14 protein-coding genes and 1 pseudogene are annotated in these 13,375 nt (G+C 70.8%); 9 read left to right on the top strand and 6 right to left on the bottom strand.

All coding sequences use genetic code 11. The features are described 5' to 3' along the window. Positions 1–7 precede the first annotated feature (7 nt). Positions 8–292 carry a dsRBD fold-containing protein gene (locus ACZ5D2_RS36720; RefSeq protein WP_371675438.1) on the top strand — a complete coding sequence of 95 codons (285 nt, stop codon included), beginning with the start codon at positions 8–10 and terminating at the stop codon, positions 290–292. Between the two features lie 463 nt (positions 293–755). Here ACZ5D2_RS36720 and ACZ5D2_RS36715 read toward each other — a convergent pair whose 3' ends face one another. From ACZ5D2_RS36715 to ACZ5D2_RS36700, 4 genes are read right to left on the bottom strand one after another with little or no spacing between them, the layout of a single operon-like run. Then, the gene (locus ACZ5D2_RS36715; RefSeq protein WP_468935624.1) at positions 756–908 is read right to left on the bottom strand and encodes a BON domain-containing protein; all 153 of its coding nucleotides are present in this window, start codon (positions 906–908) and stop codon (positions 756–758) included. A 9-nt stretch (positions 909–917) separates the two neighbouring features. Further along, positions 918–1,550, bottom strand: a complete 633-nt coding sequence (locus ACZ5D2_RS36710; RefSeq protein ID WP_371675439.1) for a CBS domain-containing protein — start codon at positions 1,548–1,550, stop codon at positions 918–920. A 45-nt stretch (positions 1,551–1,595) separates the two neighbouring features. Next, positions 1,596–2,465 carry a universal stress protein gene (locus ACZ5D2_RS36705; protein ID WP_468935584.1) on the bottom strand — a complete coding sequence of 290 codons (870 nt, stop codon included), beginning with the start codon at positions 2,463–2,465 and terminating at the stop codon, positions 1,596–1,598. A 33-nt stretch (positions 2,466–2,498) separates the two neighbouring features. Then, the gene (locus ACZ5D2_RS36700) at positions 2,499–3,167 is read right to left on the bottom strand and encodes a CBS domain-containing protein (RefSeq protein WP_371675441.1); all 669 of its coding nucleotides are present in this window, start codon (positions 3,165–3,167) and stop codon (positions 2,499–2,501) included. A 250-nt stretch (positions 3,168–3,417) separates the two neighbouring features. On the opposite strand from ACZ5D2_RS36700, the gene ACZ5D2_RS36695 reads away from it, so the two are divergent. The 5 genes and pseudogenes from ACZ5D2_RS36695 to ACZ5D2_RS36675 all read left to right on the top strand — a co-directional run bounded on the left by ACZ5D2_RS36695 (position 3,418) and on the right by ACZ5D2_RS36675 (position 9,235). Beyond that, the gene (locus ACZ5D2_RS36695) at positions 3,418–4,326 is read left to right on the top strand and encodes a universal stress protein (protein WP_371675442.1); all 909 of its coding nucleotides are present in this window, start codon (positions 3,418–3,420) and stop codon (positions 4,324–4,326) included. Further along, entirely contained in the window at positions 4,323–5,186 is an 864-nt protein-coding gene (locus tag ACZ5D2_RS36690) for a universal stress protein (RefSeq protein ID WP_371675443.1), read from the top strand. Before ACZ5D2_RS36695 ends, ACZ5D2_RS36690 begins: the two co-directional genes overlap by 4 nt. A 7-nt stretch (positions 5,187–5,193) precedes the next feature. Beyond that, positions 5,194–7,149 carry a cation-translocating P-type ATPase gene (locus tag ACZ5D2_RS36685; protein ID WP_468935578.1) on the top strand — a complete coding sequence of 652 codons (1,956 nt, stop codon included), beginning with the start codon at positions 5,194–5,196 and terminating at the stop codon, positions 7,147–7,149. Between the two features lie 35 nt (positions 7,150–7,184). Then, positions 7,185–7,364, top strand: a pseudogene (locus ACZ5D2_RS36680) (DUF1918 domain-containing protein); the annotation flags it as partial. 140 nt (positions 7,365–7,504) lie between these two features. Then, on the top strand, positions 7,505–9,235 hold the full coding sequence (locus ACZ5D2_RS36675; RefSeq protein ID WP_371675446.1) for a sensor histidine kinase: 1,731 nt from the start codon (positions 7,505–7,507) through the stop codon (positions 9,233–9,235). Between the two features lie 15 nt (positions 9,236–9,250). On the opposite strand, the gene ACZ5D2_RS36670 is transcribed toward ACZ5D2_RS36675, so the two are convergent. Together ACZ5D2_RS36670 and ACZ5D2_RS36665 are read right to left on the bottom strand one after the other, a co-directional pair. After that, on the bottom strand, positions 9,251–9,949 hold the full coding sequence (locus tag ACZ5D2_RS36670; RefSeq protein ID WP_371681088.1) for a response regulator: 699 nt from the start codon (positions 9,947–9,949) through the stop codon (positions 9,251–9,253). Positions 9,950–10,112: 163 nt separating this feature from the next. Beyond that, the gene (locus ACZ5D2_RS36665) at positions 10,113–10,577 is read right to left on the bottom strand and encodes a Crp/Fnr family transcriptional regulator (RefSeq protein WP_371675447.1); all 465 of its coding nucleotides are present in this window, start codon (positions 10,575–10,577) and stop codon (positions 10,113–10,115) included. A 222-nt stretch (positions 10,578–10,799) separates the two neighbouring features. Here ACZ5D2_RS36665 and ACZ5D2_RS36660 point away from each other — a divergent pair, with 222 nt between their 5' ends. From ACZ5D2_RS36660 to ACZ5D2_RS36650, 3 genes are all read left to right on the top strand, one after another. After that, a complete protein-coding gene (locus ACZ5D2_RS36660; RefSeq protein ID WP_371675448.1) occupies positions 10,800–11,039 on the top strand; it encodes an SHOCT domain-containing protein in 240 nt (79 codons plus the stop codon). Between the two features lie 58 nt (positions 11,040–11,097). Then, positions 11,098–11,568: a pyridoxamine 5'-phosphate oxidase family protein gene (locus ACZ5D2_RS36655; protein WP_371675449.1), complete on the top strand. Its 471-nt coding sequence runs from the start codon at positions 11,098–11,100 to the stop codon at positions 11,566–11,568. 89 nt (positions 11,569–11,657) lie between these two features. Then, on the top strand, positions 11,658–13,361 hold the full coding sequence (locus ACZ5D2_RS36650; RefSeq protein WP_371675450.1) for a SulP family inorganic anion transporter: 1,704 nt from the start codon (positions 11,658–11,660) through the stop codon (positions 13,359–13,361). Positions 13,362–13,375 lie beyond the last annotated feature (14 nt).

The following is a 13,375-nucleotide window of genomic DNA, read 5'->3' as shown; positions in this document are numbered from 1 at the left end:
GCACACCATGTCGCACACGTCTGAATGGAAGACCCACGTCTACCTCTTCGAGGAAGAGCACACGACCAAGGTCCGCGTCGAGCTCGACACAGGCACCACTCGTCTCACGGGCCATGGCACCGCTCGCTGCAACCCGACGGACAAGGACGTGCCCGAGATCGGCGACGAACTCGCGGCCGCCCGGGCGCTGGAGAACCTGGCGGAGCAGCTCAGGCGGACCGCCTACGGCGACATGGCAGCAGCCGGGGCCGCACCGCAGCACGCTCCGCACACGGCGTACGCCCTTGAGTGAGCGGGCGGATCTCCGGCAGCGAGCCCGGCAGCGAGCTCAGACCGGACCCATGGGCGACGGGCCGGCGATCGAGCTGAGCGGCCTGACCAAGCGGTACGGGCCGGCTCGGGCTGGTGCGGGCGATGCAGCACGATCCGCAACTGGTGGTTCTTCTGGCTCACATGGTGCTCCGGCGCAGAGACCTCGCGCCCTGAGCGGGAGCCGCCGACCATCTGCACGTGTCCCATGGCGGCGACCGGGTCGCGCACCGTCCACCGCAGTTCCGGCCATTCCAAGGGATGGGAAGTCATCGAAGTGGCGAGACCGTCTCGAACACGGCCCAGCCGCGATCCGGTATCGGGTTGGCCCAACCGAAGTCGCGTACGGGGGTGGGACCGCCGGAAGCCTTGGGTCCGGATGCGGCCGCGGGAATGCCGTCCGGACGTGTGCCCGCATCGCTCGACCGACCGGCCCTGCGGGCCGCTCAGCTTTGATCGGCCACGGCGCAGGTGAGTCTGTTGTCGACGTCGACGACGCCATCGACGCTCTGGCAGAGGTGAACGATCACGGGCAGCAGTCCGGGCTGCGGCACGGTGCCACTGAGCCTCACCAGGCCGTCGTCGACTTCGACGGTGATGGCGGGCCTTCAGGGGGTGAAGTGGGCGGTGAAGTCCGCCTTGACGTCGACGACGCCCGGTACGGTGCCGGCGGCGCGTACGACGATGTCTTCCATCGCGGGGTCCGGCAGAGACCCGCTGAGGTAGGCGATGCCGTTGGCGACGTGGACGTGCACCTCGACGGGACCGTGCGCGCGGACGTGCCCTTCGGCGGGAACGTGCGGCATCAGCTGGAGCATGATCAGTTCGCGGATCTCGGCGCCGATGTCCTCGTCCGGGCGCAGGAAGACCTTGAGCAGGTCGCCGCGGCTGACGACGCCGACGAGGCGGCCGCCGCCGTCGATTACGGGAAGGCGCTTGAGGTGCCCGCGGGCCATCAAACGCGCCGCGGTAGGGATGGTGGCGTCCTTCGTCACCGTCACGGCCGGGCGGGTCATCAGCTGCTCGGCGGTGGTGTCGTGGGCCGTGTCGGTGCCTTGGGGCCTGAGCAGCAGGTCGGCCTCGGAGACGACACCGACCACCTGTCCGTCCGGGGCGAGGACGGGGAGCGCGCTGACGTTCCACATCCGCAGCGCTTCCACGATGTCCTTGAACGCGGTCCCCCGGTCGATGGAGATCACGGCGTGCGTCATCACGTCCTCGACGTTGCGCAGGTGTTTCATGGTCTTCCTCCTCGATGGAACGGCCGTTCACCGCTTTCCGCTCCTTCAGTCGTGGGCGATGACGGCCACGGGGGCCGCCGCGTGGTGCAGGACCGCGTGGGCGACCGAGCCGAGGTGCACACCGAGGGGGAAGCGGCGCACGTGGCGTCCCACGACGACGAGTCCCGCGCCCTGCGAGGCCCGGACGAGATGCTCGCCCGCCGATCCCCTGAACACGGTGTGGCTGACGTTCACGTCGGGGAACTTGTGCTGCCATGGCAGCAGCATGTCGTCCATCATGTGGGTGACGCTCCTGCCGATGTCCCGTTCGTTGTCCGGGTCGAAGAAGGGGACGTAGCTGTAGGCGGCCGGCATCTTCCAGCCGTGCACGGCTCGCAAGGGGCTCTCGCGCCGGGCCGCCTCTTCGAAGGCGAAAGCGAGTACCCGGTCGCACGCTTCGTGGATGTCGACGCCTACGACGACCTCGGCACCGGAGCCGGTGCGCGGCCCGTCCGGGTCGTCGGCGAGACGAACGAGGACGACCGGCGTGTCGGTCGCGACCAGGGTGGACATGGCCACCGAGCCGACTGTGAAACCGACCAGGCCGCCCAGGCCACGCGATCCCAGGACGAGCAGCCCGGCGTCGGCGGCCTCTGCCGCAAGGGCGGCTGCCGGCCGGGCCTTCAGGCAGCGGGTCGTGACCTCCAGGTTCGGGTGGCGCCCGTGCAGCTCCTGCGCGGCTTCGGTCAGGGCCTGGTCCGCCCAGCGGTCCACGTCCTGGCGGCCCAAGCCGGGGAACACCGGGTCCAACGGCCAGTCAACGGCGTGCACGAGGCGCAGCGGAACCTCCCGCAGGACGGCCTCCCGCGCGGCCCAGCGTGCTGCCGCACGGCTCTCCGGAGAGCCGTCGACGCCGACGGTCACGTGGTCTTCCATGGCTGCGATTCCCTTCGTGCGGTCCGGCGTTCATCACCACGGCATTGCGCGCCGCGCCTGGTCCGCGTGTATGCCTGCCGTGTCGTCGGTGCGGGCGGTGACGTGTGCTGCCACAGCGACGACCCCGTCCAGCTGCTCGACGAGGCTGAGCAGTGCAGGGAGCTGGCTCCGGCGCCCGACCTGGCCGTCCAGGGTGACGATGCCGTCCACCACATGGACCTCGACATCGCCGGCCGGCACACCGAGCACCTCCGTGAGGACCTCGCCGGTGACACGTCGGCTTATCTCGGAGTCCGGGCGCAGGAACATGCGGAGCAGGTCCCGGCGGGTGACGATGCCGACGAGCCGGTCCTCCACGTCCACGACGGGGAGCCGTTCGATACCCCGGCGGGTCATCAGCCTGGCGGCGTCAGCCACTGTCTCTTCGGCGTGGACGGCGACCGCGGGCGCGGACATGACGTCACCCGCGGTAGGGGGCCCAGTCGCTGCAATGCCCTGCTCAGAGAGATCGGACCCCGGCACTGTGTGGGCCAGCAGATCCGTCTGCGATACGACGCCCACCACGCGGTCCTCGTCGTCCAGGACAGGGACACCGGAGATGTCGTACTGGGCGAGAAGCTTCGCGACGTCCTTGAAGCCGGTGCCCGGAACCACGGAGACCACCTCGTCAGACATCAGGTCCGCCACCTTGAGATGCTTCATGAGACCCTCCTCCTGCTCCGCCGTGCCGCGAGGCTGATGTCCGGTGCGGATGTGCCCACCATCCCCCGACGACCACCGGCGGATCGAGGGCCGAACGGGCCCGCCCGGGGGCCCGGAGGGGCCCGAGGTGCCGGGCCGCGACGATGGGGACCTTTGGTCCCGTCGGCGGTCCCGGGCGGCCCTCTTCCCAAAGCGGCGATGGTGCCAGCGTGAGGGGTGCCCCTCATCGGCTCCTCGGTTGGGAGGAATCGTGGAAAGCACATTCCGTACCCCGGATACCAGCTCGGTCACCGTCGGCGTGGACGGGTCGCAGCCGGCGCGCGTCGCTGCGCTGTGGGCCGCCAAGGAGGCCGTACGCCGGGACCGTCCGCTGCACATCGTCTACGGCGCCGACACCGATGGCAGGGCCCTGTACCTGTCGGCGGAGTCCATCGAACGGGTCCGCGTCAACGGTCAGGCGCTCCTGGACGAGACGGCGAAGGCCGTGTCGGCCGAGTACCCCGGCTTGTCCGTGACCACGGAATTCAGCCGCGCGGGCGCCGTCGACAGTCTGCACCGGGCCGGCGGACTCCACGGCACGGTCGTGGTCGGCAACCGCGGCCTGGGCGGGTTCAACTCGCTCATGCTCGGCTCGGTCGGGCTGGGCACCGCGGCCACCGCCATGACCCCCGTCGTCGTCGTCCGGGGCATCGACGGGGCCGAGGAGACCGGAACGGTTCTCGCGGCGATCCGCGACGAACACGACCTCCTGATCGCCCGGTACGCCGCCAAGGAAGCCGAGCTGCACAAGGCCTCGCTGCGGCTGCTGCACGTGTGGAACGTGCTCCAGTCCGTCGGCGAAGTGGTCAGCATGCTCGACGGCGTCGACGAGATCGCGAGCGGGCACGCAGAAATCCTGACGGCCGTCACGGACGTGGTCGGTGGCGAGTTCCCCGACCTGGAGATCCAGGCCGATGCGGAGAAGAGCATCTCCGTGGCCGGTGTCCTGGTCGAGGCTTCCCGTCACGCAGACCTGCTCGTCACGGGCGGCCGCCGGGTCCCAGGGCCACTCGGGCTCGCCCCCAACCTGGGCAAGGCCACGCACAGCCTGCTGCACCACGCCCACTGCCCCGTCCTCCTCATCCCCCGGACCGGCAGCGACTTCGGGAGCCAGTCATGACCCTCCACCCGGCAGGAAGCCGTGACGTCGTCGTGGGCATCGACCCGGACAGGGACTGGCACCTTGCCCTGGCCTGGGCAGCCGACGAGGCACAACGGCGCCGCCTCCCGCTGCGCCTCGTGCTCGCGGTACCGCCACAGCACGACACCCATCACGTCGATGACACGCCCCGCCAGATGGCCCTGAGGCGGGCAGGATCCGACAGACTCGAACAAGCGTGCAACTGGGTGCGGGACCGCCACCCCGAGGTGGGTGTCACCGGTGACCTGCTCGGCGGCCTCCCCGCCCCTGTCCTGGGCGGCGCGGCGCGAGAGGCCCGCATGATCGTCCTCGGCTCCCGGCACCTGAGCCGCACCGCCGAGTTCTTCAGCGCCGGTTCGCTCGTGGTTCCCGTCACCGCCCAGGCCCGTTGCCCGGTCGTCGTCGTGGGCGACGCCGAGCACATCAGCCAGCAGCCTCCCTATGTAGTCGCGGGTATCGACGGCAGCGCGTCCGCCACCGCCGCGCTCGGCTTCGCCTTCGACGAGGCCGACCTTCGCGGAGCGGGGCTGCGGGTCATCTGCGTGTGGCAGCCGCCGCTGATCATGCCGGACGACGAGGAGGTGGCGCTGCGGGCGCAGCGCACCCTGCTCTCCGAGGCCACCGCCGGCCTGTCCGAGAAGTACCCGGACGTGCATGTGACGCACGAGGTCCTCACCGGCCACCCGGTCGAGGAACTGGCCCGGGCCGCCGAGCACGCCCTGTCCGTCGTTGTGGGCCGCCGCGGTCGCGGCGGATACACCGGCATGCGGATCGGATCCGTCGTCCACGGCCTCCTGCACCGTGCGCACTGCCCGGTGATCACCGTCCCCACCGGATGACACCGCGATGACCAGCCGCGCGATCGACACGCCGTCCGTCGGCTCCTCGGCCCCGACAGGGCTGACGCAGGCCGAGGCCGAACGCCGACTGGCCCGGTATGGCCGCAACGAAGTGGCACCCCCGAGGCCCACGCCCTTCCACCGTCGGGTGCTGGCGCAGCTGCGCGATCCGCTGATCATGGTGCTGCTCGGCGCCGCACTCCTGACCATCGCGATCGGTGACCACCCGGACGCCGTCGTCATCGGTCTGGTGGTCGTCTTCAACACGACCGTGGGAGTAACCCAGGAAGTCCGGGCGGACCGCGCGGTCGCGGCGCTCTCCGCTCTCTCGGCCCCTCACGCCCGGGTACGGCGTGACGGTGCCGCCTACGAGGTCGCGGCAGCGCTCGTAGTGCCCGGTGACAGCCTGCTGCTGAGCGAGGGGGACATCGTCGCCGCGGTGCCCGAATCCCTGCCCGCCGTCGTCACCCTCGCACTCGCCCTCGGGGCCCGTCGCATGGCTGCTCGCGGCGCCCTGGTCCGACGCCTGCCGGCGGTCGAGACGCTGGGCTCGGTGAGCGTGCTGGCCACAGACAAGACCGGCACCCTCACCGAAGGCCGCATGGTCGTCCAGCACGTGTGTACGCCGTCGGGAGCAGCAGCCGTGTCCGCCAGCGGATACGACCCCCACGGAACCCTGACCCGTTCCGGACGCTCCCTGACGCCCGAGCAGCTTCGCCCGCTGCAAGAGCTGCTCACGACGGCGGCCCTGTGCAACGACGCGAGCCTGGAACCGCCACGGAGCGGCCATGACGTGTGGGCGGCCGTGGGCGATCCCATGGAGGCCGCCCTTCTGGCAGCCGCTGCCAAGGCGGGCTGCCCGGACCCTGCCGAGCTGCACCGGGCCTGTCCCCGGATCGGAGAAGCACCATTCGACAGCTCGCGTAAACGGATGAGCACCCTCCACCATCTGCCCGACGGCAACGTCCTGGTCTGCCTCAAAGGGGCACCCGAGGCGGTCTTGGCTCCCACGGTGCTCGCCGAGCCGTCCGAGGTCCTGGGCCAGGCCCGCCGGCAGGCCGCCGAGCTGGCCGCACACGGTTTCAGGGTGCTGGCGGTGGCAGGGGCCGAACGGCTCCACTGGAGCCTGCCCGCCGCGGACGCGGAACACGGACTGGGCCTTCTCGGCCTGATCGCCATCAGCGATCCGCCGAAAGCGGCAGCCGCAGGCACCCTGGCAGCCTGCCGAGCCGCCGGCATCACTCCGGTCATGATCACCGGCGACCACCCCGCGACCGCCCACGCAATCGCCGTACGCATCGGGCTCGTCGAGGACGGTCCCGCCGATGCGGTCGTCACCGGGCCCGAGCTGGCCGCAAAACCGGACACCGACCTGACAGGGGTCCGCGTCTTCGCCCGGACCGATCCGCAGCAGAAGCTGGACATCGTCCACGCCTGGCGTGCCCGGGGCGCCGTGACCGCCATGACCGGGGACGGCGTCAACGACGGCCCCGCCCTGCGCCAGGCCGACATCGGCGTCGCCATGGGCGCCGAGCCCGCCGCACCTGCGGCAATGCGGCGCCCGCCCCGACCGCCGGAACAGCACATCCTGGCTGCGGGGGCATGGCAGCGGCTGCTGCTCCTGGCCTCGGCCGTGACAGCCGCCAGTCTGCTCGCCGCCCTTGCCGCGCGCGCGACGGGCCTGCCCTGGCAGAGCGTGCTCTTCCTCGCCCTCCTCGGCGCCCAGCTGGGAGCGGCCTTGGGGCTGCGGACCCGGCTGCTGACCAGGAAGAACCTCTTCCTCCCCGCCTCGGTGGCGGGCTCCGCCCTGCTGGCCCTGGCAGCCCTGCACGTCCCCGCTCTGCAGTCGCTGCTGGAGACCGAGGCCGTGGGCCGGTCCGGAGTCGGGCTCGCCACCGCCGCTGCCCTCGCCGCATTCGTCACCGCCCGGCTCCTGCGGGGCGCATTCCACAGAAAGGCATGACCATGAACGCGCACTCACCTGCGTACGGGCACGGAATCCACGCCGAGGTGGGCGACCGGATCGTCGTGGGCGGCCCGACCGTCGGCACGCCCGGCCGTGACGGCGAAGTCATCGCCCTGCACCATGAGGACGGCACGCCGCCGTACGACGTGCGCTGGTCCGACACCGGCCGCACCACCGTGTTCTTCCCCGGCCCGGACGCCCACATCAGGCACCCGCACGACGGCCCCGGTACGTCGCGCCACGATGCGAGGCCGTACGGCGCAATCGCCTCTCGCTGAGTGGGAAGGCTCCCCGGCCGGAGATACCGTGGAAACGGTGGCCCTCTCGCCACGTCGCCGGCCGGAGGTGGGGCATGAGCCCAGGTGATCCGCCCGCCCGAAGTAATGTTCCGCGGCTGCGGCTGGACGAGCTGCTCGACGAACTCCAGGTACGCATCGATGAGGTCAGGGGCACGCGGGACCGGCTGAACGGTCTGCTCGAGGCCGTCATGTCGGTGGGCCGGGAACTCGACCTGCCGCAGGTGCTCCGCGGCATCGTCGAAGCCGCGGTGGTGCTCGTGGACGCCGAGTACGGGGCCCTCGGCGTCATCGGGGACGACAAAAGGCTGGCCGAGTTCCTTCCCGTCGGCATCAGCGACGGTCTCCGCGCACAGATCGGGGACCTGCCCTCCGGCCACGGCATCCTCGGCGAACTGATCCGCCACCCCGAGCCGCTGCGGCTCTCGGAGCTGTCCGAGCATCCTGCCTCGTACGGGTTCCCGGACCACCACCCCCCGATGCACTCCTTCCTCGGCGTCCCGATCCGGGTCCGCGAAGAGGTCTTCGGCAACCTCTACCTGACCGAGAAACGCGGCGGGGCCGAATTCGACGCCGAGGACGAGGCGGTCCTGTCCACCCTCGCCGTCGCGGCCGGCATCGCCATCGAGAACGCCCGGCTCTTCGAGGAGGTCCGGCTGCGCGAGCGCTGGCTGGAAGCCAGCTCCGACATCACCAGCGCTCTGCTCTCCGGAGCGGCCGAGGACGAGGTCCTCCAGGGCATGCTGGAGCGGGCCAAGGACATCACGCGCGCGGACATGGGCGCCTTCTACCTGCTCGGCCCCGGCGGTGAACTCAGGGGCTCCCTCGCTCTCGGAGAGGGAGCCGAGGCGCACCGCGGCATCATCCTGCCCAGCGTCCAGGGCACTCTCGCCGAGGCCGCGCTGGCTCGCGACGGCTTCATCACGGTCACCGACGTGGCGACCGACGAGCGCGTCACCGTGCAACCGGAGAGGTGGACGGGCTTCGGCCCGGCGGTCGCCGTCACCGTCGGCACCAAGGAAAGACTGAGCGGCGTCCTGATCCTGGCCCGCAGCCACGGTCGCCCCGTGTTCGCAATCGCCGAAGTCGCCGCGCTTCCCGGGTTCGCGGGCCAGGCCGCCCTCGCGCTGGAGCTCGCCGACCGCCGCCGCGACGCCGAGCAGATGAGCCTGCTGGAGGACCACGACCGCATCGCCCGTGACCTGCACGACCTGGCCATCCAGCGCCTCTTCGCCACCGGCATGACCCTCCAGAGCGCCCAGCGCTTCGTCGACCACCCCCAGGCGTCCGAGCGCCTCGCGCGTGCCGTGGACGACTTGGACACCACTATCAAGATCATCCGATCGACCATCTTCGGACTTCGCGAGCACGAGGCCCCCGGCGAGGCGTCCAAGATGCGCTCCCGTCTGGTCCAGGCCCTGGACGAGGCCTCGGCGGCGCTCGGCTTCGCCCCGGCCCTGCGGACGGAGGGACTGATCGACACCGACGTACCGCCGTCCGTCGCGGACGAGGCCCTCGCCGTGGTGGGGGAAGCACTCACCAACGTCGCCCGCCACGCCGAGGCCACGCGCGCGGAGGTCTCGATCGCCGCAGCCGACGGAAACCTGACCGTCACCGTGACCGACAACGGCATGGGCCTGCCTGCGGGCGGCCGGCGCAGCGGACTGCGGAACCTGGCAGAACGCGCTGCCGGACTCCGCGGTCAGATGGACGTCGCAGCGCGGGGCGGCGGGGAGCCGGGCACTCGCCTGGAGTGGCGGGTACCTCTCGTCCAGCCGCCGCAGTGACCGGCCCCGGCGTGCCTACGCTCTGGTCGTCCCGGCGTCGTGCTCGTGGACCTGGGCGGCGATCACGGCTGCCTGAACCCGCCGCTCCACTCCGAGCTTGCCCAGCAGTCGGGAGATGTGGTTCTTGACCGTCTTCTCGGACAGGTAGAGCTGCTTGGCGATCTGCCGGTTCGTGAGTCCCTCGCCGATGAGTTCCAGGACGGCCCGCTCCCGTTCGGACAGAGCCGCCAGGCGGGCGTCCTCCGGGGCCTTCGCCGCCTCCGGGTCGCGCAGGGAGTGCATCAGGCGGGCGGTGGTCGCGGGGTCGAGCATGGACTGGCCGGTGGCGACCGTTCGCACCGCCGAGACGAGGTCGGATCCCTTGATCTGCTTCAGGACGTAGCCGGCGGCCCCTGCCATGATCGCGTCCAGCAGGGCGTCCTCGTCGTCGAACGAAGTCAGCATCAGGCAGGTGAGACCCGGCATGCGTGAGCGCAGCTCGCGGCAGACGCTGATGCCGTCGCCGTCAGGCAGCCGCACGTCCAGTACGGCGACGTCCGGGCGGAGGGCCGGCCCGCGGGCGAGCGCCTGCTCAGCCGTGCCGGCTTCGCCCACCACGGTGATATCCGGCTCTGCGTCCAGAAGATCTCGCAGCCCGCGCCGGACCACCTCGTGGTCATCGAGGAGGAACACCGTGATCGGCGCCTCAGCGGAGGCGTTCGGATCGTCGGACATGATCGCCCCCGGCTCGGTCCGGTCCATAGCGTTCACATCAGAATTGTCGCAGGAAGGCTCACCACGCACCCGGTGGCCGATGAGAAGACCGCTGTATGCGTCATGACGTCACTGACGGTGTAGCGGAATGCGGGCATGACCAGCTCCTTCGGCGTAAGGACGATCAGAGGAAGCTGCCGCTCCCATAGGGTGCGTACAGATCGAGAAGGCGCACGCGGGCGGCCTGCAGCCGGTTGGCGAGGACCTGCCCGACCCAGTGGCCCAGGGCAGAGCCGAAGGCGGCGTCCTCGTCCATCAGCATCCGTACGCGCGCCGCTTCGAACTCGTACGCGCGGACGGGCGACATAGCCTCGGCGCCCAGGCGCCAGGCGTACGGCTTGAAGAGCCACGAACAGCCGACCAGCTGACCAGCGCCGAGGCTCTCGATGACGGCGGCACGCCGCCCGGGCACGTGGACGTCCAGGGCGACGGTGCCGGTCCGGACGATCCAGAACCGATCGGCGCGGCCGCCCTCGCGGAAGAGGCGCGCGCCCTCGGCGAAGTCGACCTCCTGGGCCAGTTCCATCAGCCGGGAACGGCAGTCGGCAGGCAGCGCCTCGGAGATGCGGGTGGGTGAGGGGGTGCTCATGAACGGCCTCCTGTTCGATTCCGTCTTCAGTCTTGGCGATCCGCCGGGTCGTGGGCATGGGCCCTGTGGTCCCGTGTGTGGGCCGACCGGCCCATGCCGGAGTCCGGTGCAGACGCAGATCCTGGCAGCAGATGGCCGACTCGCGGCCGTCGGCCCCGCCCGACCGGGAGGTGCGCGATGTACTGGAATGGACATGACATGTGGGCCTGGGGATGGTTCGCCATGTCCCTCACCACGCTGATCGTCTGGACCCTGATCATCGCAGCGGCCGTCCTCGTGGTCCGCGCCCTCAGGCAGGACGGTGCGGACGGGCCCACAGCCCCTGCGCCGTACCCAGCCTCCGACAAGGGCGCCGAGAGGCTCCTGGCGGAACGGTTCGCCAAAGGCGAGATGGATGACGAGGAATACGGCCGGCGGCTCGCGGTGCTGCGGAGCCATACCCCTGGGTCCACGCCCCTGTGAGAAGCCGACAGCGGGCGACGGCACCGGCGTCCCGCCCGCTTGACCAAGGATGCCCACGATGAAGAACGACCCGGCCGGTACGGCCACCAGCTCACCTGCCGTCACCATGCCGGGACGGCACATGGAAGAGCTCAGTGCCGACGAGGCGCTGCACCTGCTGGGCACCGTCGAACTGGGCCGGATCGTGTTCACCCGTCACGCGCTGCCCGACGTGCGCCCGGTCAACCACCTCCTCGACGACGGCGACATCATCGTCCGTGTCCAGGACTATTCGACACTGGCATCCTTGCTCGCGGCCCAAGGGGCTGCCGACGTGGTCGTCGCCTACGAAGCCGATGTCATCAATCAAGGCGAGCAGCTGGGGTGGAGCGTGGTCGCCACCGGCTACGCCACCGCCGTAACCGCCCCCAGCGAGGTCGAACGTTACGCGCACCTCCTCCAGCCGTGGGTCGAGGGCGCCGCATCGGGCGCCATCCGGATCAGGCCCGACCTGGTCACCGGCTTCCGTCTTCGGGAGAGCAGCCGGTAGCGGTCCGCCCACTCGCGCCCTTCACCGCCCTGCGGCCCTCCGCCCGGCACGATGGTGAGGCACAAGCCCGCGTGAGTCCCGGAGGTGCCATGCCGAAGCACGGCCGGATCACTGCGATCCCGCCCGCCTTCCGCGGCTACCGGACGGGCTGGCTACGGGGCGATGTCCTGGCCGGGGTTACGGTCGCCGCCTACCTGGTGCCGCAGGTCATGGCTTACGCAGGTGTGGCCGGGCTACCTCCGGTCGTAGGCCTGTGGGCCGTCCTGCCGGCCTTGGTCCTCTACGCGCTGAGCGGCACCTCGCGCCTGCTGTCCGTCGGACCGGAGTCGACCACCGCCCTCATGACCGCTGTGGCCGTCGGGCCGCTCGCAGCCGGCGACCCCACGCGCTACGCGGCGCTCGCCGCAGCTTTGGCCGTGATCGTCGGCCTGCTCTGTCTGGCCGCATGGGCGGTCCGGCTCGGCTTCCTGGCCGACCTTCTCTCCAGGCCCGTGCTCGTCGGCTATCTGGCCGGTGTCGCGTTCATCATGATCGTGGATCAGCTGCCCCGCCTCACCGGGACCAGCGGGAGCGGATCGGGGTTCTTCCCCCAGCTCTACTCGTTCCTCCGTCACCTCGGCAACCTGCACTGGCCCACGACCGCGATGGCCGCGGGCTGCCTGCTCTTGCTGTTCACCCTGCCTCTGCTGTGGCGGGCTCTTCCCGGACCGCTCGTCGTCCTCGTCCTCGCCACGGCGGTGGTGGCGGTCTTCGCACTGGACGAGGACCGGGGAATCGACGTCATCGGCGCGGTCCCGACCGGCTTGCCGGGCTTCGCCCTGCCCCGGCCGGCTGACCTCGCCGGCCTGGTCCTGCCTGCTCTCGGCGTTCTGCTCGTCGGCTACACCGACGTCATCCTGACCGCACGCGCCTTCTCCCGGCACGACGATCCACACCCCCTGAACGCCAACCGCGAGCTCCTGGCCCTCGGCACGGCGAACCTCGGCGCCGGAATCCTGCACGGCTTCCCGGTCAGCAGCAGTGCCAGCCGCACCGCCCTCGCGGACTCCACCGGAGCCCGTACCCAGGTGTACTCCCTCGTCGGCGCCGCCTGCGTGGCCGCCGTGCTCCTCTTCCTCGGCCGGCTGCTCACCCACACCCCCACCGCCGCCCTCGGCGCCATCGTCGTCTACGCCGCCGTACGCCTGGTCGAGGTGGGCGAGTTCCGCAGGCTGGCAGCCTTCCGTCGCCGCGAGTTCCTGCTCGCCCTCGGCTGTGGTCTCGGCGTACTCGCCCTCGGCATCCTGTACGGCGTGCTCCTCGCCGTGGCGCTGTCCGTCGCCGAACTACTCACGAGGGTCGCCCGGCCTCACGACGCCGTCGAGGGAATCGTCCCGGGCTTGGCCGGTATGCACGACATCGACGACTACCCGAGTGCCCGCACGATTCCCGGTCTCCTCATCTACCGCTACGACTCACCGTTGTTCTTCGCCAACGCCGAGGACTTCCGCCGCCGGGCCCTGGCCTCGGTCGCAGCCCAGGACGAACCGTTGCACTGGTTCATCCTGAACACCGAGGCCAACGTCGAGGTCGACATCACCGCCCTCGATGCCGTCGAGGCCCTGCGCGCCGAACTCAGCCAACGGGACATCGTGTTCGCCCTCGCCCGCGTCAAGCAGGACCTGCGCCGTCCTCTCGACGCCTACGGGCTGACAGCGAAGATCGGCCCGGAGCGCATCTTCCCGACCCTCCCCACCGCTCTTGCCGCCTACCGAGAATGGCAATGTGCCACAGGCCACGATCCAGCCCTCTGATCAGGTCGCTGGCG

Source organism: Streptomyces sp. NPDC031479, from assembly GCF_055581065.1.
Note: the sequence above shows the minus strand (reverse complement) of the source record. Positions and strands in the feature narration are given on the sequence as shown.

Coding starts and splice junctions, on each gene's coding strand:
- ACZ5D2_RS36690 (WP_371675443.1), top strand. CDS start 4,323: ATGACCCTCCACCCGGCAGGAAGCCGTGACGTCGTCGTGGGCATCGAC.
- ACZ5D2_RS36660 (WP_371675448.1), top strand. CDS start 10,800: ATGTCCCTCACCACGCTGATCGTCTGGACCCTGATCATCGCAGCGGCC.
- ACZ5D2_RS36700 (WP_371675441.1), bottom strand. CDS start 3,167: ATGAAGCATCTCAAGGTGGCGGACCTGATGTCTGACGAGGTGGTCTCC.
- ACZ5D2_RS36720 (WP_371675438.1), top strand. CDS start 8: ATGTCGCACACGTCTGAATGGAAGACCCACGTCTACCTCTTCGAGGAA.
- ACZ5D2_RS36655 (WP_371675449.1), top strand. CDS start 11,098: ATGAAGAACGACCCGGCCGGTACGGCCACCAGCTCACCTGCCGTCACC.
- ACZ5D2_RS36685 (WP_468935578.1), top strand. CDS start 5,194: ATGACCAGCCGCGCGATCGACACGCCGTCCGTCGGCTCCTCGGCCCCG.
- ACZ5D2_RS36705 (WP_468935584.1), bottom strand. CDS start 2,465: ATGGAAGACCACGTGACCGTCGGCGTCGACGGCTCTCCGGAGAGCCGT.
- ACZ5D2_RS36710 (WP_371675439.1), bottom strand. CDS start 1,550: ATGAAACACCTGCGCAACGTCGAGGACGTGATGACGCACGCCGTGATC.
- ACZ5D2_RS36650 (WP_371675450.1), top strand. CDS start 11,658: ATGCCGAAGCACGGCCGGATCACTGCGATCCCGCCCGCCTTCCGCGGC.
- ACZ5D2_RS36665 (WP_371675447.1), bottom strand. CDS start 10,577: ATGAGCACCCCCTCACCCACCCGCATCTCCGAGGCGCTGCCTGCCGAC.
- ACZ5D2_RS36675 (WP_371675446.1), top strand. CDS start 7,505: ATGAGCCCAGGTGATCCGCCCGCCCGAAGTAATGTTCCGCGGCTGCGG.
- ACZ5D2_RS36670 (WP_371681088.1), bottom strand. CDS start 9,949: ATGTCCGACGATCCGAACGCCTCCGCTGAGGCGCCGATCACGGTGTTC.